Here is a 25,594-nt window from a genome sequence, read left to right as displayed (position 1 = left end):
GCGCACGATGCCGCCGGCGGCTACGTCGACCTGCTGGAGCGCTGCTTGCGAGTCGGTCCAGCCTGCTACTTCGGTGGGATGGCCGACGTGAGCGTGCCTTGCCGGTGCACGACGATTGCGGCGCCGGCGACGTTCTTGACCAGGACCTTGATCCGGAATGTTCGTCCGCAGCCGCTCCCGGTCTTCACCGGGATCGCCTTCGAGTGGTTCAGCACGACATGGTGGATGTCCCGGTTGATGTGGGTCTTTCGCCCGCTCTTGCTCGGGGAGTAATGCAGCGCGCAGTAGCCGGAGCCGTCCGAGCGGAGCTGGCCGACCACGAGCCGGGTGTTGATGTCGCTGCCGTACAGCTTCGCGTAGCCCTCGCACAAGCGTTTGCCGGTGACCGGGTCGGTGCTGCCGGAGACGGCCGTGCAGGTGGTGAGGTAAGTGTCACCGGAGGCGCTGAAGCTGGTGACCGATGCGGGTGCGGTCCAAGTGAGCACGTTCTCGTCGGCGGCCTTGCCTTTGATCAGCCGGCGCGAGGGAACGTTCGGGTCGAAGGACTGGGCCGACGCCGGGTTCAGCGGCTCGGTGGCTTCCAGGTGGGACTTCCAGCCGACTTTGAGGATGTTCGACGAGGTCTTCTTGCCCGACGGGCGGGGACGCCCGGTGCCCAGCCACAGGAAGCAGCGGTACTCGCCCGGCTCCGGTGCCGTGTACGTCCAGCGCGGTTTCTGGATGTAGGTCTGTCCGCGCAGGATGTTGCGGACGCCGTAGACCTGCTCGTACTCCTCGACGTTGACCTGCGCCGGCCCGCACTTGATCGCGTGCCGGGCGACCACCATGTCGTCGGAGATGGATTTCGGGGCGATGAGTTCGAGCTGGCCGCGCAGCCGTCGCTGCTCGCCGGGCTGCGATGCGGTGAACCGGACTTCGAAGATCGAGCCGGTGTCGTCCTTGTACGCCAGGTAGGTGCGTGACCGCCCGGCGAACTTGTCGTGAGCCTCGGTGGCGTAGTCGGCCATGGCCGGCTGCGCGGGCGCCGAGCCGAGGACGAGCAGGCTGCAGGTGACGACGCTCAGTGCGCGGATCTTTCTCACGGCCGCGTAGTCGTGGCCGCCGAACGGATTATTACCAAAACAGACAAAGTGTCTAAATAGTGCACCCGTTCGGTGGGTCCGATCAGAGTTCCTTGCGGGCCTCGTCGCGCAATGCCACCAGCTTGCGTCGCACCGACGCGGTGTCGGGCAGTGCGGCGACCAGCAGTGGGCTCGCCGTGTTCGGGTCGCCCGCCAGGAGTTGACGGATCCACTCCAGGCCCTGACGCAGCTCGCCGGGGTTGCGGCGGATCCCGCTGGTGTCGAGCCCACTCGGGGTGTGCGCGCGGGTCGACCACCCGCTGGCGGAGAAGGATTCGGTGTCGTGGGACGACCTGGAGGGTCGACCCGTCGTGACGATGCGCGCGGGCACGGTGCTGTGGGAGATGCTGCATCGCAACGTGGCGAGCCCGAACGTGGTGGTGCAGGCGATGTCGGCGCGCACGGTGAAGGTCATGGTCGGGCATGGCGCGGGAGTCGGTGTCCTCGCGCATTTCGACACGTCGGCCGACATTCCCGATTTGCGCTGGATTCCGTTACGGGCGGCGGAGCCGGTGCGGCTGTGTTTGACGCAGCGTGCGGACAGTCAGCCGTCGCGCGCGGCGTTGATCGTCCAGCAGTTGGTGCGGGTGCGGGCTGGAGAGCTGGCTGGGCAGCGCAGCGGGTCGGTGAGACAGAGACCTAGCGCCCCAACGACCGGTAGCCGGCTGGATTCGGGTTGAGGACGAGGTCCACGACGACCGGCAGGACGGAGATCATGCTGGCCAGCACGTAGGGCTGCTGTGCTGTCAGCTCGACGACGTAAAGGCCGTGCGCTTTGGCATCGCGAATGAGCGGGCGCCACTTGGCGTATCTGCCGATCTTGATCATCTGGCCGATCTGGGTGCCGGCGGCGTCGTTGATGGCGAACCGGGACGCCTTCATGTCTGTTGCCTGCAGTTGGCCCAGTGGGTGGAGGTCGGGAGCGGGGCCGGTTCTCCCGGTGAGCGACAGGCGGAGTTTGCCGAGGACGTTCTCCTGCTTGACCTCGCCGAAGACGGTCCCGGTCAGTTCGTTCAGACTGACGGCGCTCTTGCCCTTCTCTTTGCGGTGAGTGAACTGCTCCGCGACATTGCCCTGTGGATCGCAGATTTCCATGCGATCGGCAGCGTTGTGCTGCACCATCGCGCCCCATGAGGCGTCGGTCGAGATCGGGGTGACGTCCTCGACGCAGATGCCGAGCAGCTGGCCGCTGGAGGAGTAGATGTCGTACCGGTAGCCGGAGGTGGCGTCCATGGACGTTTGCTCCACCACGAGGACCGGTTCGCCGGTGCGCGTGCCGTCTCCCGAACGGGGCTGAACGCCTGCCTCGGCCAAGATTCCGTGCAGAGCGTTTTGGTCGATCGGCTGCTGCGTGATGTTCTGGATGGGCTGCGAGAGCTGGACGATCGGCCCGTGCGGGGCATTCTCGTGCGGACCGACGGTGGCCTGCCGTGGGGGCGCTGCGTCAGACTGCCGCGCGAAGGCGCTGCCCTGCTGCTGTTGCGGGGCGTAGGCGTTGCCCGGCGCTTCTGGCTGCTGTGGTGCGGTTTGGTTCCCCGTCGACGGCTGCGGCGGCTGGGTTGTGTGTTGGTTGCCGGTCGACGGCTGCTGTGGTTGGGGTGTGTACGGGCCCGGCGCTGGTTGGTGTGGGGCGTGCTGGCCGGGTGGTTGCTGCTGCGGGTATTGGCCGCCCGAGGTGGGCTGCGGCTGAGGCGTGTATTGACCGCCGGGCGCAGGTTGTTGGGCGTGCTGACTACTCGCCGAGGGATGCGGTGTGTGTTGGCCGCCCGCCGAGGGGTGCGGTGTGTGTTGGCCGCCCGGCCCCTGCTGCGACGGTTGTTGCTGGGCGTATGGGTTACCGGGTTGCGTGGGTGCTTGCTGCTGAGCCTGGTAGGTATAGCCGGCCTGTGCCGGTGCTTGCTGCTGCGCGGGCATGTTGCCGGCCATCGGATGGCTTTGGTTTGGCTGAGTTTCGTCGCCCACTACGCCGTTGTTGGCGATGCTCGTCGTCCACTGCCCGCCGTCCCAGTAGCGGAGCTGGTTCCTGCCCGTCGGGTCCGGGTACCAGCCGGGTTGCGGTTGCATCGGGCCACCCTTCGTCTGCGCGCTCCCAGTCGGCTCAGCGTAACCAAGGCTGCCGTTCGCGCACGCCGCGAGGAAGAACGGGTGGGGCGGCAACCGAAGGGCTGGGTACCGATGCTGTCACCGCACCTATGGTGTGGCGAATTTAGGGGCAGTAAAGGTGCAGTTGACGAGACCGACGGGGAGTCGTAGGTCTCTGACCTGGGGTTTTGGTGGGTCGCCCGGGGCTCGAACCCGGAACCTACGGATTAAAAGTCCGCAGCTCTACCAATTGAGCTAACGACCCTCGCCGCTCAGCGTACCGGTGCCGGCCGCGCGTGTTGTGAGCGTACCGGCTGTTGGGGTGCGATCTTCATGCTGGGCGCGTACGCTCCCGGCCTGGGGTCTCGATTCGAGAGGGGGATTCGATGAGCGCTGCAGATCCCATGGTTGCGCTGTCTGTCGAGCGGGACTTCAAGGCCTCGCCGGAGGCAGTTTTCGACTGGGTCACCGACGGCAACAACCTCATGTACGCGAAAGCTGTGTTGCGTGTGCGGCGGACCCGCGACGGCGAGGACTATGTGTGGGGCAAGGGTGCGCGGCGCGAGGTCCTGGCGCTCGGTGCGTGGTTCCGTGAGGACATCGTCGAGTGCGAGCGGCCGTACCGCTACGGGTATCAGATCGTCCGTTCGTTCCCGCCGATGCAGCACCTGGGCGGCCTGATCACGGTGACGCCGACGGAGGACGGATCGCGGGCGCGGTGGGAGTGCGCGTTCGACCTGCCACCCAGCGCCGGTGGGAAGTTCGTGGCCCAGTTGACCAAGGGGACCTTCGCCCGCACGTTCAACGAGATCTTCGGCGCGGCGAAACGACACCTGGGCTGACGCCAGAGCATTCCACAATATGGATACCACTTCCATAGCGCGGTGAGATGTCTAGCGTTGGGCGCACGTGCCGACCGCTGGGAGGAGTCTCGATGGCCGCGCCCACAGCAGCGACCGCAATCACCGCGCACAAGCTGGGCGCGAACATCGGTGCCCGGATCGAGGGCGTGCGTCTTGGCGGCGACCTCGATCCGGACACCGTCGCGTTCATCCGCCAGACGCTGCTCGAGCGCAAGGTCATCTTCTTCCGCGACCAGCACCACCTCGACGACGCCGGCCAGCAGGCCTTCGCCCGCCTGCTCGGGCCGCTGACTCGACCGCATCCGACGGTCCGCAGCGCGGGGCAAGGCCACGTGCTGGCGATCGACGCCGAGCACGGGAAAGCGAACGCCTGGCATACCGATGTCACGTTCGTCGACCGCATCCCGGCGATCAGCGTCCTGCGCCCGGTCACGCTGCCCAGCTACGGCGGCAACACCACGTGGGCCAACACCGTCACCGCCTACAACAACCTGCCGCCGTCGCTGAAAGCGCTCGCCGACAAGCTCTGGGCGGTGCACACCAACCGCTACGACTACGTCTCGCACGTCGACCAGATCCGCATCGGTGGCATCGACGTCAAGGAGCAGGCCTACACCGAGGAATTCCGCCAGGACGTCTACGAAACCGAACACCCCGTGGTCCGCGTGCATCCCGAAACGGGCGAGCGCGCCCTTCTGCTGGGCTGCTTCGTCAAGCGCCTGGTCGGCCTGACCACCGCCGAGTCCTCGGCGATCTTCGAGCTGCTGCAGGCCCGCGTGGCTCAGCTCGAAAACACCGTGCGCTGGACCTGGCAACCGGGAGACGTCGCGGTCTGGGACAACCGCTCGACGCAGCACTACGGCGTCGCGGACTACGACGAGCCGCGCCGCCTGCACCGGGTCACGATCGCCGGCGACGTCCCGGTGAGTGTCGACGGCGTCCGCAGTACGCCGCGCATCGGCGATGCCGCGCACTTCTCCGCGGTGGCCTGACTCCGGCAATACGACGAAAGGTGGGTTCTTCTTCCGCAGCCCTGGCGGCCGGAGAAATCGTGAACTAATCTCACGTTTCCCTGTTCGGCTGCCGGAGCTGCGAGGTGCCCCGTGTCCGTACGTCTGACCGCCCGCATTCGTATCGCCGCCGCGCTCACCTTCACCGCTGCGGTCGTCGGTGCCCTGAACCTCAGCCCGGCGACCCAGCCGACGGCGACCGCGAGCGATCAGCCCGAGGCCGAGGTCAACGTCGAAGGCTTCGCGTTCGACGACAACGAGGCGGGCAAGCCGGTACGCGGGCTGTTCCAGTCGCACAACCACCACTGGTCGTACAAGGGCTTCGGGCAAGGACCGTTCTGCGGCAAGACGTTCGACGTCGAGGGCATCACCAAGGCGATGGTCGACTGCCCGGAGCACTCGCCCGCGGGCATCCCGGCGTGGTTCGAGCAGCTGGCCAGCGGCCAAGCGCTGTTGACCCCGCACAGCACGACCGGCTGGCCAACGTTCCAGGACTGGCCGCGGCCCGACTCGGCCACCCACAACGCCACCTACTACAAGGGCATCGAACGCGCCTGGCGTGCCGGCGTTCGGCTTTACGTCGACCACCTGGTCACCAACCGCGGCCTCTGCCTGATCTACACGCCGCGCCGCGCCTCGTGCGACGAGATGGATGCCATCCGCGCCCAAGCCGAGGAAGCCCGCGCCTTCGAGGCCTACGTCGACGAGAAGTCAGGCGGCCCCGGCAAGGGCTGGTACCGCATCGTCGACAGCCCGCAGCACGCCCGCGAGGTCATCGCGCAGGGCAAGATGGCCGTCGTCCTGGGTATCGAGACCTCCGAGCCGTTCGGTTGCTCGCGCTACCTCGGCAAGCCCCAGTGCACCGAGGAAGACATCGACCGCGGGCTGGACGAGGTCTACGACCTCGGCGTGCGCAGCATGTTCCTCTGCCACAAGTACGACAACGCGCTGTGCGGTGTCCGGTTCGACTCCGGCACCAACGGCCTGGTGGTGAACCTCGGCAACTTCGTGACCACCGGCCAGTTCTGGCAAGCCGAGACCTGCACGGGCCCGCACCACGACAACACCATCCCGCCCGCCGACGCCGGCGTGCTCGCACTGCTGTGGAGCAAACTCGCCGGCGTGGTCGACCCGGTCACGCTGCCGATCTACCCGAAAGCGCCGCACTGCAACAAACTCGGCCTGACCGACCTGGGCAAACACGCCCTGGAAGGGATGATGGAGCGCGGCATGATCGTCGAGCTGGACCACCAGAGCGTCAAGGCCGCCGACGAGACGCTGAAGGTGCTCGAGGAGAACAACTACAGCGCGGTCATCTCCGCGCACGACTGGACGGACCAGGGCTACTACGAGCGCGTGACCAAGCTCGGCGGCATGATCACGCCGATCGTCGAGCCGCACGGCCACACCGTCGACATCTGGCGCAAGGTCAAGGCCGCCGCCGACGAGCGCTACCAGTTCGGCTTCGGCTTCGGGCTCGACCAGAACGGCCTGCACCTGAGCCTGCCCAAGGCGGGGGAAAGCCCGCAGATCGAGTACCCGTTCACCTCCTACGACGGCAAGGCCAAGCTGGACAAGCAGGTCTGGGGCGACAAGACCTGGGACTTCAACGCCGACGGTCTCGCCCACGAAGGCCTCACGCCGGACTGGCTGGAGGCCGTGCGGCTGGAAGCAGGCGAGGACGCCGAGGAGTTCGTCGCCGACATGGTCAACGGCGCCGAGGCCTACCTGCAGATGTGGGAACGGGCGCAGGGCCGCTGACTCACCGGCCGTGCAGCAGCCGCACCAGGCGCATGACCAGCTTCATGTGTCGCGGCCTGCGCGCGAACGACAGCAGCGGCAGCGGCATGCGGTACTTCTGCCGCGCGATCGACTTGGCCGCGGCGAACTCCCGCAGGCCGTCGGGGCCGTGAATCCGCCCGAAGCCGGAGTCGCCGCGCCCGCCGAACGGCAGCGCGCCGACCATCGCGAACGTCTGCACCGAGTTGATCGAGGTCATGCCGCTGCGCAGCCGCGCGGCGATGTCCATGGCCTTCTCCTTCGACCCGGTGTAGACCGCCGAGCCCAGGCCGTAGCGGGTGGCGTTGGCCTTCTCCACCGCCTCGTCGAGATCACGGACCCGGTTGATGGTGATGGTCGGACCGAACGTCTCCTCGGTCATCGACTCGGAGTCCTCCGGCACGTCGGTCAGCACCACCGGGTGCACGAACGGCGGCCGCACCGACTCCGGCCCGCCGACCACGGCCTTGCCGCCGCGTTCGACCGCATCGGTGATGTGCTTGCGGATGACCTCCACCTGGCTCGGCATGGTGATCGGGCCGAGCTGCGCGTCCTCCTGCGCGCCCACCTTGATCTCCGCGGCGATCTTGGCGACCCGGTCCACGAACGCGTCAAAGACCCGCTCGGTGACGTAGGCACGCTCGATGCCCACACACGTCTGCCCGGCGTTGCCCATGGCGCCGAACGCCACAGCCTCCGCGGCCGCCTCGATGTCGGCGTCGTCGGCCACGATGACCGCGTCCTTGCCGCCTGCTTCGACGATCACCGGGGTCAGCGTCTCCGCACACGCGGCCATGACCTTCTTGCCGGTCGCCGTCGACCCGGTGAACGCCAGCTTGTCCACGCCGCTGCGGCACAGCGCCGCACCGGTCGGCCCGAACCCGGTGATCACTTGCAGCACAGGCTGCTCCGGCACCGCCTCGGCGAACGTGTCGGCGATCCACGTGCCCACACCCGGCGAGTGCTCGCTCGGCTTGAACACCACGGTGTTCCCGGCAGCCAGGGCGTACGCGATCGAGCCGACCGGGGTGAGGATCGGGTAGTTCCACGGGCCGATCACGCCCACCACGCCCAGCGGCTGGTACTGCACGCTGGCGGCGAGGTTCATCGCCAACGCCCCGGGCCGCACCTTGCGCGGACCCAGCACCTTGCGCGCGTTCTTGGCCGCCCAGTCGATGTGCTCGATCGCGCCGATGGTCTCCAGGCGCGCGTCATCGGCAGGCTTGCCCGTCTCGGAGTGCATCAGCCGGGCCAGCTCGTCGATGCGTCGCACGATGACGCGCTTCCACGCCAGCAGTCTGTTCTTCCGCTCGTCGTAGCCGAGCCCGGACCACCAGCGCGCCGCCTCGCGCGCCCGCGCAACGGCATCCTGCACCGCCTGCTCGTCGTGCACCGGATATGTGCCGACGACCTCGCCCGTGGCCGGGTTGAACGATTCCAGTACCTCGGTGGCGTGGGATGCCGTGAGCGACATGAGACCTCCCTGGTGACGGGAGGTCCATCTTGACTCGGACAACTGACCAAGTCAACGCGGCGGGTACTGGACCGGGGCCGCTGCGCATAGCAAGATTCCGCCATCGTCCACCGGAGGTCTGTGATGACTGAGTTCAGCAGGCGCAGCGCGCTCGTCGGTGCCGCCGCCGCGGGGGCTCTGCTGGTGCCCGGCGTGGCGCGCGCCGACACGGTCACCAAATTCCCGTTCCCGACCACATCGGAACTGACCGTGCTGGTCACCGGGGACGCCGGAACCGGATCGGCTTCGCAGTACGCGGTCACCGAAGCTGCTCGTCGAGTGCTCGCCGAGGAACGGCTCTCCCTGGCGCTGGGCCTGGGCGACAACATCTACGAAAACGGCCCGGAGACCCCGGACGACGACGAATTCGCCGAGAAGTTCGAGCGACCCAACGCCGGGCTGGACGTGCCGTGGCTCATGGCGCTGGGCAACCACGACAACAGCCTGCTGATCCCCGGCGACGGCAGCTGGCTGTTGCGCGGCAACAACGAGGTCGGCTATCACGAACGCTCGCCGCGCTGGTGGATGCCGTCGCGGTACTACTCGGTGGCGCTGCCCGAGGACGATCCGGTCGCGGAGTTCTTCGTGCTCGACCTCAACCCGCTCACCGCGTACCTGCCGAAACTGCTCTACTGGGCGCCCTACGGCCCCTACATGCGTAAACAGCGAGAGTGGCTGGAGAACGGCCTGGCCAACTCGCGGGCCAAATGGAAGTTCGTCTGCAACCACTACCCGTATCTGAGCAACGGTTCGCACGGCAACGCCGGCGCCTACGACGGTGTGCCCGCACTGCTGCCGCACGCCAACGGCGCCTATGTGAAGAAGTTCTTCGACGACGTCGTGCTCGGCCGCGCGCAGTTCATGCTGGCCGGCCACGACCACACGCTGCAGGTGCTCAAGCCGACGCCCGCCACCAAGGGCACGATCCAGGTCGTCAGCGGCGCGGCGGGCAAGACCTCGAGCCACGGCGGTGGCACCAACGAGGCGTACTTCCAGCGGTTCGACACCCTCGGCTTCATGCTGCTGGACATCACCAGCAGCTCGGTCGGCCTGCGCGTCTACACCGTCGACCCGTCGGCCCAGCACGCCGAGTTGGCCTTCCAACGGCAGCTGGCCTGACGGCGTCTTGGACGCTTGACTCGGTCGAGCGGCTGCGTAGCGTAGTGCGCATGTCCAGGGTGCCGGTCGACGTGCGGCGTCGAGAGCTCGTCGACGCGGCCATCACCGTGATGGCCCGGGACGGCATCGCCAAGGCGACCACCCGGGCCATCGTCACCGAAGCGGGCGTCCACCTCGGCCTGTTCCACTACTGCTTCAAGTCCAAGGAAGACATGCTGCTGCGGGTCATCGAGACGCTGCACGAGCGGCATCTGCGGGCGGTGTTGGACTCGGTGGATCCGCAGCTCGGGTTCGAGGAGATGGTGCGCGCCGCGCTGCGCGAGTACTGGGCCCGCGTCGAGCAGTTCCCCGCGGAGCATCAGCTGACCTACGAACTGACCCAGTACGCGTTGCGAAATCCGGCGTTGGCGGGCGTTGCGCGTCGACAGTACGAGCTACATCTGGAGTACGCGCGAGCTTTCTTGGCCGCCGTGGCCCAGGCAGCCGGTGTCCGCTGGACCGTCCCGCTCGACGTCCTGGCCCGCAAGGTGCAGAGCGCCGTCGACGGCGTGACGCTTGCGTGGATCGTCGACCGGGACACCAGCGCGACCCTCGCCGTGCTGGATCTTTACGTCGAACAGCTTGTGGCCTTCGCCGAGCAGGAGGTCCCCCAGAGCGCGTGAGGTCAGCTCACGCGACGCCGGAACAGCACCCGGGCAAGTAGCACCGAGACCACGAAGATCCCGCCGCACCAGGCGGCCGCCAACAGCGGGTTCGACCCGGCAGGCGTGCCGAGCAGCAGTGCTCGCAGCGTCTCGATGATGGGCGTGACGGGCTGATTCTCGGCGAAGCCCTGCACCCAGCCCGGCATGGTGTCGACCGGCACGAACGCGCTGCTCGGGTAGGGCAGGAAGGTCATGAAGAAGCTGAATCCGCTGGCGCCTTCCGGGGTACGGGTCAGCAGACCGACCATCGCCGCCACCGCGGACATGGCGAGGATGAACATGAGCAGCACGCCGGCCGCCAGTACCCAGTCCTGGGCGTCGGCGTGCGGTCGGAAACCGATGACGAAAGCCACCGCCAGGACCAGCGCCGTGGAGAGGATGTTGCGGGCCACGCTGGCGACCACGTGGCCGGCCAGCACGGCGGCACCCGAGACGTCCATCGAGCGGAACCGGTCGATGGCCCCCGACGACATGTCGTGGCTGACGGTCTGCGCCGTCATCGACGCGCCGAAGCCCGCGCAGAGCAGCAGCACGCCGGGCACCACGTAGGTCACGTAGGCCGTGCCGGTGTTGATGGCGCCGCCGAACAGGTAGACGAACAGCAGCATCAACATGACCGGCAACATCAGCGATGTCAGGATCGCCTCGGAGTTTCTGCTGGTCAGGCGCATGCTCCTGGCCGCCATGGTGGACCAGTCGGCGATCCGGGACGGGGCTGGTGCGGTGAGTTCAGACATGGGCGGGTTCCTTCGTGTCGTGCGGTTGAGCGGGCCGACCGGTGAGCGCGAGGAAGACGTCGTCGAGCGTGGCGGTGCGCGTGCGGAAATGGGCGATGGCCGTGCCGCTCGGGTCGACTTCGTCCAGCAGCGAGCGAATGTGCGCGGCGCTGCCGTCGGTGGCGGTGACCAGCCGCAGCTCGTCCGGTTCGGTGGAGACCACAAGGCCGGCGAGTTTCCCGACGGCCGCCGCATAGCTCGCCGGATCGGCGAACGTGACGTCCAGGCGGGTTTCGGCCACCTGGCGTTTGAGCTCGTCGGCGGTGCCCGAGGCGACGATCGTGCCGTGGTCGATCACCGCGATGCGGTCGGCCAGCTCGTCGGCTTCCTCGAGGTACTGGGTGGTCAGCACGACGGTCACGCCGCGCGCCACCAGGTCCTTGATCACGCGCCACAGGGCGAGGCGGCTGCGTGGGTCGAGGCCGGTGGTCGGCTCGTCCAGAAACAGCACGGACGGTTCGGTGACCAGGCTGGCGGCCAGGTCCAGGCGACGCCGCATGCCTCCTGAGTAGGTGCGCACCCGCCGCTCGGCCGCCTCGGTCAGGTCGAACTGCTGCAGCAGGGTCGTGGCACGGGCCCGCGCCGCGCGCCGTGCATAGCCCCGCAACCGGGCCATCATCTGCAGATTCTCCGCGCCGGTCTGTTCCTCGTCGACCGCGGCGTACTGCCCGGTGAGGCTGATGCTGCGGCGGACCCGGGTGCGTTCGCGCAGGATGTCGAAGCCCGCCACCCACGCTCTTCCGGCGTCGGGTGGCAGCAGCGTCGACAGGATCTTCACCGTCGTGGTCTTGCCCGCACCGTTCGGGCCGAGCAGGGCGAAGACGCTGCCTTGTTCGACTTCGAGGTCGACGCCGCGCAGCACGCGCACGTCGCCGTACGACTTCTTCAGTCCGTGGGCCACTACGGCCGGTCTTCTCGTCACGGGATGCTCCTAACTGCGTATACCATACGCTTTTGCGTAAACCATACGCAGTTTTAGGATGAGGAGTCAACTGCGACGGGTCGGAGACACATGGCGGACGAGCAACGGCCGGAACTTCCCTCGAGCGTCGAGCTCGCCTGGGGCAGACGCGCGTCATCCGGACGGGGACCGCGTCCCACGCTGAACGTCGAACGGATCGTGGACGCCGCCGTCCGAGTGGCGAACAAGGAGGGGCTGGACGCGGTCTCGATGAACCGGGTGGCCACCGAGCTCGGATCGTCACCGATGGCGCTGTACCGGCATGTGTCCTCCAAGGACGAGCTGTTGATGCTCATGACGGACCTGCCGCTGGAGAGTCCGCCGCGGTTCACCAGCGACGACTGGCGCGAGCGGCTGCGGGCGTGGGCGTGGGCGCACCGCGAGGTGTTCCAGCGCTATCCGTGGATGGTGCGGGTGCCGATCGGTGGACCGCCGATCACGCCGAACAACGTGGCATGGTTCGAAGCCGGACTCGAGGCCCTGGCGGGCACGGCACTCGCCGAGGGGGAGAAGGTCGGAGCGGTGCTGCTGGTCAGCACGCACGTGCGCAGCGACGTCCAGCTGAACGCGGACATCAGGGCGGCCGAAGCGAACACCGACCGGGCCATGGTGCTGGCCAACTACGGCGCCTTCCTGCGCGAGCTGACCACGGCCGACGACCACCCGGCGCTGCACCGGGCCTTGCAGGAAGGGGTCTTCGACGACGAGGACACCGACTCCACGGACGAGGATTTCGAGTTCGGCCTGCAGACGATCATCGCTGGGCTCGAGGCGCTCATGCGGGGCCGGGACGACGACTGAGACACGAGGTCCGCGGGCTCGAGCCGACGCGTTCTCGCGCAGCGCGGGCCGGCCATGTGGCCACGGGAAAGCCGCCGCGGGAGTTGGCGGGGGGACCCGAGCGCCTCGGCCGGCGGGACCCGAGCGTCAGCCCGGGGTGGGGTCCGAGCGTCAGCCGGCGCGGGCCGCGCGCCGCTGGGCGGCCCGATCGAGCAGGTGCCCCATCGGAATCACCAGCAGCCACGACAACTCCGCCGCGGCCGGATCGACGAACGCCAGCGGGATCGACGGGATGAACCCGGTGACGACCGCGGTGCCTCCGGCCAGGCTCCGCTGAATGATGTCGGGGTCGAGGTCCTGGCGAATCAGCGGGCGGGCGCCGTCGCGCAGCCGGGGCCTGCCCACCGCCGCGTACCACCACAACACGGTCGAGCTGAGTCCGGTCAGGATGATCGTGGCGGCGTAGAGGATCACGCCAGCCGGGGTGTCGCCGTGGTCACCCAGCACCGCCGTGGGGAACGGCAGCAGCGCCACCCAGAACAGGAACAACAGGCTCAGCCCGACCACGGTGCCGTCGGCCCGCTCGATGCGCTCGAACATGCGGTGATGCACGCGCCAGTAGCGGCCGATGACCACGAAGCTCAGCGCGAACGCCACCAGCTGCGGGACGAGTTCGAGCAGGCTGCCCGCCACGTCGTCGGGCTGGATCTCCGCATCCACCAGCGGCAACGCGAGCAGTGTGAGGGCGATGGCGAAGACACCGTCGGACAGGGCGACGATGCGTTCCACGCCGTGCGAGTCGTCCGCGCGCTCGTTCGTGTTGATCACCACCGATGGCCTGCGCACCGTGAATTCAGCGGGCAACTATTGCCTTCGGTGATGCGCCGAGTTTGGTTTCACCCCGCGGAGTGCTACCGCACGCCGAGCCGTTCGGCCGTCTCGCCGGAAATGTTCTCGAACGGGTCGTTGCCCTTGTAGGCGGTGATGACCTCACGCAGCGGGCCCTGCATCTTCAAGTGACCCTCGTCCATCCACACCGCCGAGGTGCACAGCTCGAGCAGCAGGTCGTCCTGGTGGGAGGCGAACACCAGCAGACCGGACCGCCGGACCAGGTCGACCAGCCGGTCGCGCGCCTTGTTCAGAAACGCCGCGTCCACAGCGCCGATGCCCTCGTCCAGCAGCAGGATCTCCGGGTCGATCGACGTCACCACGCCCAGCGCCAACCGCACCCGCATACCCGTCGAGTACGTGCGCAACGGCATCTGCAGATAGTCGCCGAGCTCGGTGAACTCGGCGATGTCGTCCACCCGCTTCTCCATCTGCCGCCGGGACATGCCCAGGAACAGCCCGCGGATGATGATGTTCTCGTACCCGGAGATCTCCGGGTCCATGCCGACGCCGAGGTCGAACACCGGAGCCACCTTGCCCTCGATGCGCGAGGTTCCCCTGGTCGGCTCGTAGATCCCGGCCAGCAGCCGCAACAGGGTCGACTTGCCCGCGCCGTTGTGTCCGACCAGTCCCACCCGGTCGCCTTCGGACAGCGACAGCGTGATGTCCTGCAGCGCCTCGATGACCGGCACCTTGGCTTCCGTGCCGATCCGCCCGCCGACCTTGCCGAGCACCCGCTTCTTCAGCGAGCGGGACTTCGCGTCGAAGATCGGGAAGTCGACGTAGGCCCGGTTGAGTTCGATGCTCACCATCTGTCGCTCACACCCAGTACGAGACGCGGGATCGGTAGTTGCGCAGCGCCAGCAGCGTCAGGGACCAGCCGACGACGGTGATCAGCCCGACCACCACCCAGTGCGTCCACGACTGCTGGTTGCCGATCATCGGCGCGCGCAGCAGCTCGACGAAGTGGTAGAGCGGGTTGAGGTCGGTGACCAGGGCTCGCCAGCCCGCCACGTTGCCGAACTTCTGGTACAGGATGTCGGCCGACCACACGATCGGCGTCATGAAGAACAGCAAGCTGGACAGCGCGGCGATCAGTTGCGGGATGTCCCGGAAACGGGTGGAGACGATGCCGAACAACAGGGTCACCCAAGCGCCGTTGACCACCAGCATCACGAACGCGGGGATGGCCAGCAACGCCGACCAGCTCAGTCCCGGATGCCACCACTCGAAGTCGCCCGGCTGGGCCTCGATGATCTGGTACGGCTGCGACAGGTCGCCGAAGAAGATGACCACGATGAACGCGTAGACGATCAGGTTGTGCGCGAACATGATCGTCAGCCGGTACACGGTGCGCAGCGCGTACACCGACAGCGGTGCGGGCAGATGCTTGATCAGACCCTCGTTGTGGATGAACGTCTCCGCGCCTTCGGTCATGCAGCCGATGACGAAGTTCCAGACGATGAAGCCGACGGTCAGATACGGCAGGAACGTGCCGATCTCCGCGCCGAACAGCTGCGAGTACAACAACCCGAGGCCGATGGCGGTCACGCCCATGGACAGCGTGATCCACAGCGGCCCGAGCACCGAGCGGCGGTACCGCTGCTTGATGTCCTGCCAGGCCAGGTGGCTCCACAGCTCGCGGTCACGCAGGCCGTCGCGGATGTCCGCGATCGCCCGGGCCCAGCTGCGCCGTGGCGCCACCGGTGGGTCCGGTTGAGCTGGGATTGTCGCCTGCACGGTGGACGAGCGTACCTGGGTGACGATCGGCGACTGACCCGACCGGGGACGTAGCTCACCCGGATGCTTCAGCCAGCGAAACGGGGTGGTCGGCGGTTCAATGGGCTGATGACCGAACCCACCAAGCCAACTCACGAGAGCGCGTCGTCGTTCACCAAGGCGATGTTCGCCGGGGAACTGCCCGATGAGCTGGTGTTCCCGTATCCCCGGCTGAGCCGCGACGAGTCCAAGAAGGTGCACGAGCTGGTCGGCACCGCGCAGGAGTTCCTCGGCGAGCACTACGACCCGTGGCGGGTGGAGCAGGAGCGCTGGGTCGGCGACGAGATCATCCGTGGTCTCGGCGAGCGCGGCCTCCTCGGGCTGTACGTCTCGCCGGAGTACGGCGGCCAGGGGCTGTCCCAGACCGGCTACTGCCGGGTGATGGAGGAGTTCGGCGGGATCGACGCCACGCTGTCGGTGGTGATGGGCGTGCACCAGTCCATCGGGATGAAGCCCATCCACATGTTCGGCACCGACGAGCAGAAGGCCCGCTTCCTGCCCGATCTGGCGGCCGGACGCAAGCTCGCCGGGTTCGGATTGACCGAACCCAACGCCGGGTCGGACGCCTACCACGTGGAGTCCTACGCCGAGAAGCAGGCGGACGGCTCGTTCGTGCTCAACGGGGAGAAGCGGTGGATCGGCAACGGCGCCAAGGACGTCGTGTGCGTCTTCGCCCGGTGCGACAACGGGCACGTGGCGCTCATCCTGGAGAAGGGCATGGACGGGTTCGAGGCACCGCACCGCTTCGACACCCTCGGTCTGCGCGGCAACGACCTGCGCAAGCTGACGTTCAACGACGTGCGGGTGCCGAAGGAGAACGTGCTCGGCGAGCCGGGCGACGGTTTCCGGATCGCCATGGCCACGCTCAACAACGGCCGCATGTCGCTGGGCACCGGCGTGGTCGGCGGCACGAAGGCGCTGCTCAGACAGGCCATCGAGCACACGAGCGAGCGCGAGCAGTTCGGCGTCCCACTGGCCGATTTCGAGCTGGTCGAGGACAAGATCGCCTGGATGGTCAGCTACCTGTACGGGTTGGAATCGCTGGCGTATCTGACCACCGGGCTGGTGGACGCCGGGGTGGCGGACTACTCGCTGGAGTCGGCGATGTCGAAGGTCGCCGCCACCGAGTTCAACTGGTACGCGGTCAACCGGGTCTTCCAGCTGCTGGGCGGGCAGGCGTTCATGGCCGACTCACCGATCGCCAAGTCGCTGCGGGACACCCGGATCTTCCCGATCTTCGAGGGCGCCAACGACGTGCTGCGCGCGTTCATCGCGCTCAACGGGCTGAAGGTGGTTGCCGAGGAGTTCGACGACCTCCGCGGCATCAACCTGTCCGACCCGATCAAGTCCATCGGCACGATCGCCGAGTTCGTCCGCGGCCAGCTGAGCAGGCGGCTGCGCCCCGCCGCCCTGGAGTCCGTGCACCCGGCATTGACCGAACAGGCGGACGCGGTGTCCGGTCAGGCCAAGAAATTGCGCGCGTCGGTGGAGTCACTGTTGCGCCGCTACGGCAAGGACGTGCGCTCGCGGCAGCGGCACCAGAAACGGCTGGCCGACGCCGCCACGGACATCTACGCCCAGGTGGCGACGCTGGCCAGGACGAGCGCCCTGTTCGAGGACCAGGGCGTCGAGGCTTCCGGGCAGGAGAACTTCATCGCGCGGTCGTTCTGCGACCGGGCGGCAGCGCGGGTGGCGTCCCAGCTGCGGTTGATCGACCACAACGACGACGACGCGATGCATTCGATCGCGCGGCTCGCCTACAACCACGGCGGATACGGACCCAAGCTGCACTAGCCGCCCGGTCGGTATGGCACCGGTCAGAGGTACTGGCCGGTGCCGGTGATGCCTGAGCTGTCGCTGTGCCCAGCGCCGTGACCGTGGCCGTGTCCTCCGGTCGGCAGGCCCCGGCGCATCTGCTCCAGCTGCACCCGCGCGGCCATCTGCTGGGCGAACAGCGCCGTCTGAATGCCGTGGAACAGGCCCTCGAGCCAGCCGACGAGCTGAGCCTGCGCCACTCGCAGTTCGGCGTCGGACGGCGTGGTGGCCTCGGTGAACGGCGCCATCAGCCGCTCCATCTCCTCGCGCAGCTCCGGCGCCAGCGCCTCTTCCAGCTCCTTGATCGAGGTCTCGTGGATCTCCCGCAACCGGTTGCGGCTGGCGTCGTCGAGCGGAGCGGCCCGCACTTCCTCCAGCAGCTGCTTGATCATGGTGCCGATCCGCATCACCTTCGCGGGTTCTTCGACCAGGTCGCCGACGTTGCCCGACTCCTCCTCGGCGGACTCGGCGGGGATCTTGGCGGCGCCGACCGGTGAGCCGTCGGGGCCGACAACCACCACGTGGTGTGACGAGTCCTGCTCGGCGTTACCTGTCGTGCCGGATTCTGGCGTGTTCGGCTCGGACATGTGCTCCATCCGTGTGGTCGACTGTGAACGCGGCCGCGCCGGCCGCGGTGTCCCACTCTCGAGCGTAGTCGTAACCAGGGAAATCGCCGTTGCAGAGGGCACCCCGGACGCCGAACCCTCTGCCGCATCCGTACGGTGTTCTCATGGGTAGCCTGGCCGATTCGCGGAGGTGAGGATGCCATTCGACATCGCCCGCATCCGTGGCCTGATGCCTGCCCTCGGCGACGGCTGGGTGCACCTCGAGGGTTCCGCGGGCATGCTCGTTCCGGAGCAGGTGGCCTCCGCGGTGGCCACGGCCATGCGCGCTCCGGTGTCCAGTCCCGGTGGCGTCTTCCCGGCTTCGCAGCGCGCGGACAGCATCGTCAACGCCGCGCGGCGTGCGGTGGCCGATCTGACCGGGGCCGACCCTGAGGGCGTGGTGTTGGGGCCCAGCGGGGCAGTGCTGTTGCGGCGGTTGGCCTTGGCGCTGGGCGATGTGTGGACGCTCGGCGACGAAGTCGTCGTGTCCCGGCTGGACGAGCCCACGAACCAGATTCCGTGGGTGGAGGCCGCCCGGCGGGTCGGCGGCGTGGTCCGTTGGGGCGAGGTGGACATCGAGACGTGTGAACTGCCCGCGTGGCAGTACGAGACGCTGGTGACGCCGCGGACGAAGCTCGTCGCGTTGACCGCGGCGTCCGGCACGGTGGGCACGCGTCCGGATGTCGCCACGGTGGCGGAGTTCGCCCAGCGGGTCGGCGCGCTGATGGTCGTCGACGCCTCGTATGCCACGCCGTTCGTTCCGCTGGACGTCCATGCTTCCGGCGCCGACGTCATGGTGGTCTCCGCGTTGTCGTGGGGTGGACCGGCGGTGGGCGCGCTGGTGTTCAAGGACCCTGGGTTGCTGAACCGCATCCACTCGGTGGCGTTGGACCAGGCGGCCCGTGGCCCGGCTCGGCTCGAGCTGGGCGCGCATCCGTATCCGTTGCTGGCGGGCATGGTGGCGTCGATCGACTTCCTCGCCGGGCTGGACGACACGGCGTCCGGGTCGCGCCGGGAACGGTTGCTGGCGTCGATCGCTGCGGCCCGCCACCACACGTCCGACCTGCTGGCGACGCTGACGTCCGAGCTGCGGGCGATGCGCCACGTGATGCTGATCGGCGATGCCATGCGCCGCATTCCCGCGCTGGCGTTCACCGTGGTCGATCGCAAGGCATCGGAGGTGGTCGAGCACCTGGCGTCCCGCGGAATCTGCGCGTTCGCCGACGAGGGAACGACCGGGCTGTTCGCCGCGCTCGGTGTCGGTGAGGTCGGCGGCGCCGTGCGCATCGGGTTGGCGCACTACACCAACAGGTTCGAGGTCAACCAGCTCGTGCGGGCGCTCTACGAGCTTGCCTGAGCTGCGCCTCGACGGCGGACGGTCCGGGCTTCTGAGCCGCACTTGACCGTGTTCGACTCCCGCTCCCGCATGCTCGCCGCTGCGCCTCGAGGGCACTTGGTCAGCGTGCGCCGGCGCGCTCGCCTTGACGGCGCCCGATCCAGCCCCGCTATGAGCTGCGCTTGGCCCGTCGTGCCTTGACCGCGCTCGGATCCCGCCTCGCGACGAACTCCCTGGCCGCCGCGCCTTGACCGCTGGGGCATGATCGGTCGCTAGTGGCGGTCGGAATCGGGTGAGGGCGTGGGTGTACTTCTGGCGCTGGGCTCCGCGGTCAACTACGGCTTGTCGGATTACGTCGGCGGGGTTGCGTCGCGGCGCGCGTCGTTCTTACGCATCGCCATGCTGGGCCAGATCGGTGCCTTCGTGGTCGTCGGTCTGGCCGCGCCGTTCGTCTCGCCGACGATGCCGCCGTGGGCCGACCTCGCGTGGGGCGGTCTGTCCGGTGTCGGTACCGCCATCGGCATGACGTTCCTGTTCCGCGGCATGGGTCGCGGAGCGGTGTCCATCGTGGTGCCGACCAGCGCTGTCGGTGGTGTGGCGCTGCCGATCCTGGTCGGGGTGGCGGTGCTCGGCGAACGTCCCGAGCTGCTCGCGTGGTTGGGCATCGCGCTGACCGTCCCCGCGCTCTGGGTGATCTCGCGCGGCAACGGTGGCGACGGGCATGCCGCAAGAACCGCCGTGCTCGACGGCCTTGTCGCGAGTGTCGGCATCGCGCTGCAGTACCTGGCGTTGGCGCAGGCCGGACCGGACTCCGGCGTGTGGGCCGTCGTCGCCGGGCGCGTCACCTCGATCGCCACCGTGCTCGTGCTCCGGGTCATCGTGCCGGACAAGCACACCGAGGTCGCCGAGGACGGGTCGCGGCGCGCCACCTACGGCGGACTGCTGGCCGGGGCGCTCGCTGGGCTGGCGCTGGTCTGCTTCCTCTACGCCACCCGGTCCGAGCTGGTCACCGTCGCGGTCGTGGTGGCGTCGCTGTACCCAGTGGTGCCCGTGATCCTGAGCGTGACCGTGCTGCGCGAGCGGCTCAGCCGCGTTCAGGGCGTCGGATTGGTCGCGGCGATGGCGGCGACCGTGATGATCGCCGCCGCGTGAATCAGCCGACGGTGAGCAGGAGCTTGCCGAACACCTGGCTGTCCTCCAGCGCGCGGTGCGCTTCCGCCGCGTTCGACATGGGCACCCTCCGGCCGATGATCGGCCGCACGGCCCCCTGCTCGATCAACGGCCAGAGGTGCTCGCGCACGGCGGCGATGATGGTGGCCTTGTTGTCCACCGGCCGGGCGCGCAGGTTGGTCGCGGCCACCGAGCAGCGCTTGCTGAGCAACTTGCCGATGTTGAGCTCGCCCTTCGTGCCGCCCTGCATGCCGATGATCACCAGGCGCCCGTCGAACGCCAGCGCGTCGATGTTGCGGTCGAGGTACTTCGCGCCCATCACGTCGAGGATGACGTCCGCGCCGCCTTCGGCCTTGACGATCTCGACGAAGTCTTCCTCGCGGTAGTTGATGGCGATGTCGGCGCCGAGCTCCCGGCACTTGTCCACGCGCTCCTGGGTGCCCGCGGTGACCGCGACCCGTGCGCCGAGCGCCTTGCCGACCTGGATCGCATGCGTGCCGATGCCGCCCGCGCCACCGTGCACCAGGAGCAGCTCGTCGGCTTGCAGCCGGCCGACCATGACCACGTTGGACCACACCGTGCACGCGACCTCGGGCAACCCGGCGGCCTCCTCGAGGTCGACATCCGCAGGCACCGGCAACAGCTGCGCGGCGGGAACAGCCACGCGCTCGGCGTAGCCACCGCCGGCGAGCAGCGCGCACACCTCGTCCCCGACCGACCAGCCCTCGACACCCTCGCCGAGCTCGGCGATGCGCCCGGAACACTCCAAACCCGGGTACTCCGGCGCCCCGGGTGGTGGCGGGTAGAAGCCCCGGCGCTGCAACACGTCCGCCCGGTTGACCGCGGAAGCGGCGATGTCGATCAGAACTTCACCCGGTCCTGGCTGCGGATCAGGCACCTCGGTCCACTGCAGCTTTTCCGGTCCACCTGGTTCGCTGATCGTTACCGCACGCATGTGCCCACCGTATAACCGGTGGCGGTGGTGCAGCGGAATGGCGGACGATGTGGGCCATGTATGACCCGTGGCCCCTTCGTCACCTGGTGCTCCGCACGCCACGGCTGGAGCTGCGCCCGGATGACGACGAAGGTCTGCTCGAACTGGTCGCACTCGCCCGGCAGGGTGTGCACCCGGACCGGACGATGCCGTTCGCGCACCCGTGGACCGATGCCAGCCCGGAAGACCTCGGGCCGAACACGGTGCGGCATCACTGGCAGCAGCGCGCCGCGATCGCGGACGGCAACTTCGGGTTGCAGTTCCTGGTCCGGCTGGACGGCAAGGTGATCGGAGTCCAGGGACTGACCGCGGAGAACTTCCCGGTGACCCGAGAGGTGGCCAGTGGGTCCTGGCTCGGCATGGCCTATCAAAGGCAGGGCTACGGCACCGAGATGCGGGCCGCCGTGCTGATGTTCGCGTTCGACCACCTGGGCGCGCTGACCGCGCGATCCTCGGCGTTCACCGACAACGCCGCGTCCCGGGGCGTCAGCCTCAAGCTCGGCTACCGCCCGGACGGCACGCAGTTGCACGTCGTGCGCGACAAGCGCGTCGTGGAGGAACGGTTTCTGCTGGAGAAAGCGAATTTCGTCCGTCCTGAGTGGACACTGCATACGCAAGGCGCGGAAGCATCCGTGCCCTTTCTCGCCACTGGCCACATTCCGCCGAAGGAACCTTGACGTATCGGGCATTTCGCATAGGGTCTTGGCGCATGAATCGCGGCGCTAACGGCCGGCGGGGCGGCCTGCGCCACGGTGGACCCTTTCCACGAAACCGGGAGATCGGTATGCCATCGGTTAGAAGGAAGCTCGCCGCCGCAACCGCGGTAGCTGCGGGCGCGGCGCTGGTGCTGAGCACACCAGGCGCGGTCGCGGCGCCACAAGCGGACAACAATCTACCGAAGAAGCTGGTCCAGGCAGTCAATCCGGACAAGGTGCAAAAGCATCTGATCGCATTCCAGCGTTACGCCGACCAGAACGAGGGGCACCGGGCCGCCGGAACGGAAGGACACGCCAAGTCCGCCGAATACGTTGCCTCGAAACTGGAAGCCGCAGGCTTCAATGTCACGAGGCAGGAATTCCCGTTCGTCTACGACGAGACGACCGCGGAATCGCTCACGCTGGGTGGCGAGGAGATTGACGCCATCCGCATGTCCTACAGCCCGAACACTCCTGAGGGTGGGGTGACCGCCGAGCTGTTCGCGATCCCGGTCGACGACACCCCGGGCTGCGAGGCCAGCGACTTCCCGGCGGAGGCCGAGGGCAAGATCGTGCTGATCCAGCGCGGTGTGTGCACATTCGGTGAGAAGCAGGCCGCCGCTGGTGAGGCCGGAGCGGCCGCCGCGATCATCTACAACAACACCGAGGGCGCGCTGAACGGGACGCTGGGCGACCCGGAGATCGCCGCGGTGCCGACCGCCGGTGTCACGCAGGAGGACGGCGCGAAGCTGGTCGAGGCCGCCGGTCAGGAAGCGACCCTGGATCTGCAGGGCATCACCGAGGACCGCACCAGCGTCAACGTCATCGCGGAGACCAAGACCGGTCGCCACGACAACGTGGTGATGGCCGGTGCGCACCTGGACGGTGTCGCCGCAGGCCCGGGCATCAACGACAACGGCTCCGGCTCCGCCGCGCTGCTGACCACGGCGCTCGAACTGGGTGGCTCGCCGAAGGTGAACAACGCGGTGCGGTTCGCCTGGTGGAGCGCCGAGGAGCTGGGCCTGGTCGGTGCCGAGCACTACGTGTCGCAGCTGTCCGAGGCCGAGCAGTTCGACATCGCGCTGTACCTGAACTTCGACATGATCGCCTCGCCGAACGCCGCCTACTTCGCCTACGACGGCGACGACTCGGACGGTGAGGGGGCTCCCGAGGGCCCGTACGGTTCCGCGGACATCGAGAAGAAGTTCGTCAACTTCATCGAGAACAAGCGCGGCATCCAGGTCGAGGGCACCGACTTCGACGGCCGGTCCGACTACGGTCCGTTCATCGAGGTCGGCATCCCGTCCGGTGGTCTGTTCACCGGTGCCGAGGGCATCAAGACCGAGGAGCAGGCCGAGAACTGGGGTGGCGAGGCCGGTGTCGCCTACGACCCGTGCTACCACGCCAAGTGCGACAACCTGGGCAACATCAACCGCAAGGCGCTGAACGTCAACAGTGACGCGATGGCCTGGGTGATCGGCAAGTACGCGTTGAGCACCAAGAGTGTCAACGGCGTCAAGCCGAACGCGGCGAAGTCGAAGGCCGCGATCGCCAAGCAGCGGGCCAACACGGCGCGCAGCCTGCCGATGGTGGCCAACGAGAACGCGCACGACCACGCTGCGGTCAAGTAAGCCGTAGCAGGCATTTGCTCGCAGACGCGGGCGGTCCCTTGGCGGGGCCGTCCGCGTTGTCGTGTGTGGTCCTTGGTGGGGCCGCCCGCGTTGTCGTGTGTGGTCCTTGGTGGGGCCGCCCGCGTTGCTGTGTGTGGTCCTTGGTGGGGCCGCCCGCGTTGTCGTGTGTGGTCCTTGGTGGGGCCGCCCGCGTCGGCGTTTGCGGGGTTCCGCTCAGCGCAGCCGTGGCTGCTCGTTCGCTGCGGTGCCCCGCCGACTTCTTCCTGATTCGCCACGTCGGCCGGCCTGCCCCGGCGCGCGGCCCGGCCTCATTCATCGGCCGGTTCTTCCGATCGGCCCACGGCCGTCGCGCGCTTCGGCGCCCGGCCGGCGCGTTGTCCGCGCAGTTCGCGGTCGGGCGGTGGTTCGCGGCGCGCAGCCTCGTGGTCAGCCGAGGTCGTTGGTGTTGAACGTGTCGCAGGCGGCCGGGTCGCCGGTCTGCAGCCCGGTGGTCAGCCATTTCTCCCGCTGGGCCGACGTGCCGTGGCTGAACTGCGACTCGTCCACGCGGCCGCCGCCGATCTCGCGCTGCAGGTAGTCGTCGCCGATGTGCTGCGCGGCGTCCAGTGCGGCTGCGATGTCGTCCTGGGTGATGTTGCTGATCAGCGGCTCGCCGCTCTCCGTCGGCGTCGTGGTCGCGTTGTGCGCCCAGACGCCCGCGTAGCAATCGGCCTGTAGCTCGAGGCGGACCAGGCCGGAGGTCGGCCCGGTGTCGTTGTGGTTCACCCGGTCCGAGCGACCGAGCAGGTTCTGCACGTGGTGGCCGTACTCGTGGGCGAGCACGTACGCCTCGGTGAACAACCCGCCTCGAGCGCCGAACTGTCGTTGCAGCACGTCGGAGAAGAAGTTCAGGTTGAGGTAGACGCCCTCGTCGGCGGGGCAGTAGAACGGCCCGATGCCGGCGTCGGCCACACCGCAGCCGGTGTTGACGCTGTCGCTGAAGAACGTCGTGGTGGCTTCCCGGTACGTGGTGCCGGAACGGCTGAACGCGTTGCTCCAGTAGTCCTGGATCGAGTTGACGATCGCCACGATCGCGCAGTCGTGGTTGGCGTTGGCGTCGGCGCCGGTGCGGCACTCGGAGCTCAGGTCGTTCGCGGTGACCTGCTGACCGGCCCCCAAGCCGGACAGGCCGCCGTTCAGCGGAACGCTGCCGCCGAGGCCGCCGACGCCGCCGAGTTGGGAGAGCAGGAAGTAGATGATGAAGCCGACGACACCGAGCCCGCCGCCACCTGCCACGACACGGCCGCCGATGCCTCCGGAGACGCCGCGAAGGTCGCGGATCTGACCCGGGTCGAGGTTCGCACCTTCGTTGAAGTCCACGTCGCACTCCTCACCATGCGCCGAGCCGGCGTCAGCAGCCTAAAACAGCGGCAGACATGCCTGGGCGCGGCCGCCCGTGCTGTCCGTCGGAGCGCCGCGCCCAGGATGAGAGGTTGTTGACGGCGATTGGCCGCACCGCGGGCCGGCGGCTAGCTCTGCTGGCCGGTGCGGACACCAGGCCGAGGCAGGCTGGAACACCGTCGATGGTGCGCTAGTGCGCGCACCGTGCGAAGCCCACGTGGTCGACTGCTCGCGTCCTCACCGGACTCGGGTCATCCCGCTCCAGGCGAAGGGATACAGCCGGCGACCAACCGCGAGGAATCATTCGACACTGCACCACCTGCCCTTCCCGGGAAGGCCGGCCCCGCCGCAGTTCATGCGGTACGACATGGGTCGTAACCATCCGTGCATCCAGCATGCGCTTGTTGGTCGGGGGAGACAAGTCGGTTCACCTTTCCCGGTCGCTCCGTGTGGGGGAGGTCCCGCTACCCTGTGGCTGCGAGGAGGCGTGGCAGAGCGGCCGAATGCAGTCGCCTTGAAAGCGACCGTCGGGAAACCGACCGGGGGTTCAAATCCCTCCGCCTCCGCCAGACGGGATGGGTCGAGCTGGCCAA

Annotated in this window: 23 protein-coding genes and 2 tRNA genes; 13 read left to right on the top strand and 12 right to left on the bottom strand. The window is 68.2% G+C overall.

The window, feature by feature from the left end; translation table 11 throughout:
* Positions 1-65: 65 nt before the first annotated feature.
* Positions 66-1,082 (bottom strand): hypothetical protein, encoded by a 1,017-nt coding sequence (locus YWM_RS0116140; RefSeq protein WP_028851570.1) that lies wholly within the window; start codon positions 1,080-1,082, stop codon positions 66-68.
* Between the two features lie 257 nt (positions 1,083-1,339).
* Here YWM_RS0116140 and YWM_RS27200 point away from each other — a divergent pair, with 257 nt between their 5' ends.
* Positions 1,340-1,801: a LysR substrate-binding domain-containing protein gene (locus YWM_RS27200; RefSeq protein ID WP_169721002.1), complete on the top strand. Its 462-nt coding sequence runs from the start codon at positions 1,340-1,342 to the stop codon at positions 1,799-1,801.
* Here YWM_RS27200 and YWM_RS27080 read toward each other — a convergent pair.
* Positions 1,761-3,185, bottom strand: a complete 1,425-nt coding sequence (locus YWM_RS27080) for a DUF2510 domain-containing protein (protein ID WP_084612464.1) — start codon at positions 3,183-3,185, stop codon at positions 1,761-1,763. The two genes, YWM_RS27200 and YWM_RS27080, sit on opposite strands and share 41 nt — an antisense overlap.
* 207 nt (positions 3,186-3,392) lie before the next feature.
* A tRNA-Lys gene (locus tag YWM_RS0116125) sits at positions 3,393-3,468 on the bottom strand.
* A 121-nt stretch (positions 3,469-3,589) separates the two neighbouring features.
* Between YWM_RS0116125 and YWM_RS24085 the strand changes: the two genes are divergently transcribed.
* The 3 genes from YWM_RS24085 to YWM_RS0116110 all read left to right on the top strand — a co-directional run bounded on the left by YWM_RS24085 (position 3,590) and on the right by YWM_RS0116110 (position 6,837).
* Positions 3,590-4,045 carry an SRPBCC family protein gene (locus tag YWM_RS24085; protein ID WP_084612463.1) on the top strand — a complete coding sequence of 152 codons (456 nt, stop codon included), beginning with the start codon at positions 3,590-3,592 and terminating at the stop codon, positions 4,043-4,045.
* Between the two features lie 92 nt (positions 4,046-4,137).
* Positions 4,138-5,058 (top strand): TauD/TfdA dioxygenase family protein, encoded by a 921-nt coding sequence (locus YWM_RS0116115; protein WP_028851567.1) that lies wholly within the window; start codon positions 4,138-4,140, stop codon positions 5,056-5,058.
* A 111-nt stretch (positions 5,059-5,169) separates the two neighbouring features.
* Positions 5,170-6,837 (top strand): amidohydrolase family protein, encoded by a 1,668-nt coding sequence (locus tag YWM_RS0116110; protein ID WP_028851566.1) that lies wholly within the window; start codon positions 5,170-5,172, stop codon positions 6,835-6,837.
* A gap of 1 nt (position 6,838) precedes the next feature.
* Here the strand turns inward: YWM_RS0116110 and YWM_RS0116105 are convergent, their stop codons facing one another.
* Complete coding sequence (locus YWM_RS0116105; protein ID WP_028851565.1) at positions 6,839-8,329, bottom strand: aldehyde dehydrogenase family protein; 1,491 nt, start codon at positions 8,327-8,329, stop codon at positions 6,839-6,841.
* Between the two features lie 123 nt (positions 8,330-8,452).
* Here YWM_RS0116105 and YWM_RS0116100 point away from each other — a divergent pair, with 123 nt between their 5' ends.
* Together YWM_RS0116100 and YWM_RS0116095 are read left to right on the top strand one after the other, a co-directional pair.
* On the top strand, positions 8,453-9,487 hold the full coding sequence (locus YWM_RS0116100) for a metallophosphoesterase (protein ID WP_028851564.1): 1,035 nt from the start codon (positions 8,453-8,455) through the stop codon (positions 9,485-9,487).
* A 50-nt stretch (positions 9,488-9,537) separates the two neighbouring features.
* Positions 9,538-10,149 carry a TetR/AcrR family transcriptional regulator gene (locus tag YWM_RS0116095; RefSeq protein ID WP_028851563.1) on the top strand — a complete coding sequence of 204 codons (612 nt, stop codon included), beginning with the start codon at positions 9,538-9,540 and terminating at the stop codon, positions 10,147-10,149.
* Positions 10,150-10,151: 2 nt separating this feature from the next.
* Here the strand turns inward: YWM_RS0116095 and YWM_RS0116090 are convergent, their stop codons facing one another.
* Positions 10,152-10,928: an ABC transporter permease gene (locus tag YWM_RS0116090; protein WP_245566072.1), complete on the bottom strand. Its 777-nt coding sequence runs from the start codon at positions 10,926-10,928 to the stop codon at positions 10,152-10,154.
* Positions 10,921-11,889: a daunorubicin resistance protein DrrA family ABC transporter ATP-binding protein gene (locus YWM_RS0116085; RefSeq protein ID WP_028851561.1), complete on the bottom strand. Its 969-nt coding sequence runs from the start codon at positions 11,887-11,889 to the stop codon at positions 10,921-10,923. Before YWM_RS0116085 ends, YWM_RS0116090 begins: the two co-directional genes overlap by 8 nt.
* 90 nt (positions 11,890-11,979) lie before the next feature.
* On the opposite strand from YWM_RS0116085, the gene YWM_RS0116080 reads away from it, so the two are divergent.
* Positions 11,980-12,729 (top strand): TetR/AcrR family transcriptional regulator, encoded by a 750-nt coding sequence (locus YWM_RS0116080; protein WP_028851560.1) that lies wholly within the window; start codon positions 11,980-11,982, stop codon positions 12,727-12,729.
* Positions 12,730-12,879: 150 nt separating this feature from the next.
* Here YWM_RS0116080 and YWM_RS0116075 read toward each other — a convergent pair whose 3' ends face one another.
* From YWM_RS0116075 to wzm, 3 genes are all read right to left on the bottom strand, one after another.
* The gene (locus YWM_RS0116075) at positions 12,880-13,539 is read right to left on the bottom strand and encodes a TMEM175 family protein (protein WP_245566071.1); all 660 of its coding nucleotides are present in this window, start codon (positions 13,537-13,539) and stop codon (positions 12,880-12,882) included.
* A gap of 80 nt (positions 13,540-13,619) precedes the next feature.
* The gene (gene wzt / locus YWM_RS0116070) at positions 13,620-14,408 is read right to left on the bottom strand and encodes a galactan export ABC transporter ATP-binding subunit Wzt/RfbE (RefSeq protein ID WP_028851558.1); all 789 of its coding nucleotides are present in this window, start codon (positions 14,406-14,408) and stop codon (positions 13,620-13,622) included.
* 7 nt (positions 14,409-14,415) lie between these two features.
* Positions 14,416-15,336, bottom strand: a complete 921-nt coding sequence (wzm, locus tag YWM_RS0116065; protein ID WP_084612462.1) for a galactan export ABC transporter permease subunit Wzm/RfbD — start codon at positions 15,334-15,336, stop codon at positions 14,416-14,418.
* A 108-nt stretch (positions 15,337-15,444) separates the two neighbouring features.
* Here wzm and YWM_RS24080 point away from each other — a divergent pair, with 108 nt between their 5' ends.
* Complete coding sequence (locus YWM_RS24080) at positions 15,445-17,169, top strand: acyl-CoA dehydrogenase family protein (protein ID WP_052344988.1); 1,725 nt, start codon at positions 15,445-15,447, stop codon at positions 17,167-17,169.
* A 23-nt stretch (positions 17,170-17,192) separates the two neighbouring features.
* Here YWM_RS24080 and YWM_RS0116055 read toward each other — a convergent pair whose 3' ends face one another.
* On the bottom strand, positions 17,193-17,786 hold the full coding sequence (locus YWM_RS0116055) for a bacterial proteasome activator family protein (RefSeq protein WP_028851556.1): 594 nt from the start codon (positions 17,784-17,786) through the stop codon (positions 17,193-17,195).
* Positions 17,787-17,952: 166 nt separating this feature from the next.
* On the opposite strand from YWM_RS0116055, the gene YWM_RS0116050 reads away from it, so the two are divergent.
* Together YWM_RS0116050 and YWM_RS0116045 are read left to right on the top strand one after the other, a co-directional pair.
* Positions 17,953-19,152, top strand: coding sequence for a cysteine desulfurase-like protein (locus YWM_RS0116050; protein WP_028851555.1), 1,200 nt, complete (start codon positions 17,953-17,955; stop codon positions 19,150-19,152).
* A 279-nt stretch (positions 19,153-19,431) separates the two neighbouring features.
* Positions 19,432-20,283: a DMT family transporter gene (locus YWM_RS0116045; RefSeq protein ID WP_028851554.1), complete on the top strand. Its 852-nt coding sequence runs from the start codon at positions 19,432-19,434 to the stop codon at positions 20,281-20,283.
* A 1-nt stretch (position 20,284) separates the two neighbouring features.
* Here YWM_RS0116045 and YWM_RS0116040 read toward each other — a convergent pair whose 3' ends face one another.
* A complete protein-coding gene (locus tag YWM_RS0116040) occupies positions 20,285-21,256 on the bottom strand; it encodes an NAD(P)H-quinone oxidoreductase (protein ID WP_028851553.1) in 972 nt (323 codons plus the stop codon).
* Between the two features lie 56 nt (positions 21,257-21,312).
* On the opposite strand from YWM_RS0116040, the gene YWM_RS0116035 reads away from it, so the two are divergent.
* Positions 21,313-21,972 carry a GNAT family N-acetyltransferase gene (locus tag YWM_RS0116035; RefSeq protein ID WP_028851552.1) on the top strand — a complete coding sequence of 220 codons (660 nt, stop codon included), beginning with the start codon at positions 21,313-21,315 and terminating at the stop codon, positions 21,970-21,972.
* A 107-nt stretch (positions 21,973-22,079) separates the two neighbouring features.
* Positions 22,080-23,621 carry a M28 family metallopeptidase gene (locus YWM_RS0116030; protein WP_028851551.1) on the top strand — a complete coding sequence of 514 codons (1,542 nt, stop codon included), beginning with the start codon at positions 22,080-22,082 and terminating at the stop codon, positions 23,619-23,621.
* Positions 23,622-24,047: 426 nt separating this feature from the next.
* Here YWM_RS0116030 and ypfJ read toward each other — a convergent pair whose 3' ends face one another.
* Complete coding sequence (gene ypfJ, locus YWM_RS0116025; RefSeq protein WP_028851550.1) at positions 24,048-24,980, bottom strand: KPN_02809 family neutral zinc metallopeptidase; 933 nt, start codon at positions 24,978-24,980, stop codon at positions 24,048-24,050.
* A 502-nt stretch (positions 24,981-25,482) separates the two neighbouring features.
* Between ypfJ and YWM_RS0116020 the strand changes: the two genes are divergently transcribed.
* Positions 25,483-25,570: transfer RNA gene (locus tag YWM_RS0116020), tRNA-Ser, on the top strand.
* Positions 25,571-25,594 lie beyond the last annotated feature (24 nt).

This window comes from Thermocrispum municipale DSM 44069 (genome assembly GCF_000427825.1).
Taxonomy (GTDB): domain Bacteria; phylum Actinomycetota; class Actinomycetes; order Mycobacteriales; family Pseudonocardiaceae; genus Thermocrispum; species Thermocrispum municipale.
The sequence above is the reverse complement of the archived record's forward strand: the minus strand, read 5'-3'. Positions and strand labels throughout refer to the sequence as shown.

Bases quoted from the DNA above. Each gene is read 5' to 3' on its own strand.
- YWM_RS27080 (WP_084612464.1), bottom strand. From the start codon at position 3,185: ATGCAACCGCAACCCGGCTGGTACCCGGACCCGACGGGCAGGAACCAG.
- YWM_RS24085 (WP_084612463.1), top strand. From the start codon at position 3,590: ATGAGCGCTGCAGATCCCATGGTTGCGCTGTCTGTCGAGCGGGACTTC.
- YWM_RS0116115 (WP_028851567.1), top strand. From the start codon at position 4,138: ATGGCCGCGCCCACAGCAGCGACCGCAATCACCGCGCACAAGCTGGGC.
- YWM_RS0116105 (WP_028851565.1), bottom strand. From the start codon at position 8,329: ATGTCGCTCACGGCATCCCACGCCACCGAGGTACTGGAATCGTTCAAC.
- YWM_RS0116100 (WP_028851564.1), top strand. From the start codon at position 8,453: ATGACTGAGTTCAGCAGGCGCAGCGCGCTCGTCGGTGCCGCCGCCGCG.
- YWM_RS0116095 (WP_028851563.1), top strand. From the start codon at position 9,538: ATGTCCAGGGTGCCGGTCGACGTGCGGCGTCGAGAGCTCGTCGACGCG.
- YWM_RS0116090 (WP_245566072.1), bottom strand. From the start codon at position 10,928: ATGTCTGAACTCACCGCACCAGCCCCGTCCCGGATCGCCGACTGGTCC.
- YWM_RS0116080 (WP_028851560.1), top strand. From the start codon at position 11,980: ATGGCGGACGAGCAACGGCCGGAACTTCCCTCGAGCGTCGAGCTCGCC.
- wzt (WP_028851558.1), bottom strand. From the start codon at position 14,408: ATGGTGAGCATCGAACTCAACCGGGCCTACGTCGACTTCCCGATCTTC.
- YWM_RS24080 (WP_052344988.1), top strand. From the start codon at position 15,445: ATGACCGAACCCACCAAGCCAACTCACGAGAGCGCGTCGTCGTTCACC.
- YWM_RS0116055 (WP_028851556.1), bottom strand. From the start codon at position 17,786: ATGGAGCACATGTCCGAGCCGAACACGCCAGAATCCGGCACGACAGGT.
- YWM_RS0116050 (WP_028851555.1), top strand. From the start codon at position 17,953: ATGCCATTCGACATCGCCCGCATCCGTGGCCTGATGCCTGCCCTCGGC.
- YWM_RS0116040 (WP_028851553.1), bottom strand. From the start codon at position 21,256: ATGCGTGCGGTAACGATCAGCGAACCAGGTGGACCGGAAAAGCTGCAG.
- YWM_RS0116035 (WP_028851552.1), top strand. From the start codon at position 21,313: ATGTATGACCCGTGGCCCCTTCGTCACCTGGTGCTCCGCACGCCACGG.
- YWM_RS0116030 (WP_028851551.1), top strand. From the start codon at position 22,080: ATGCCATCGGTTAGAAGGAAGCTCGCCGCCGCAACCGCGGTAGCTGCG.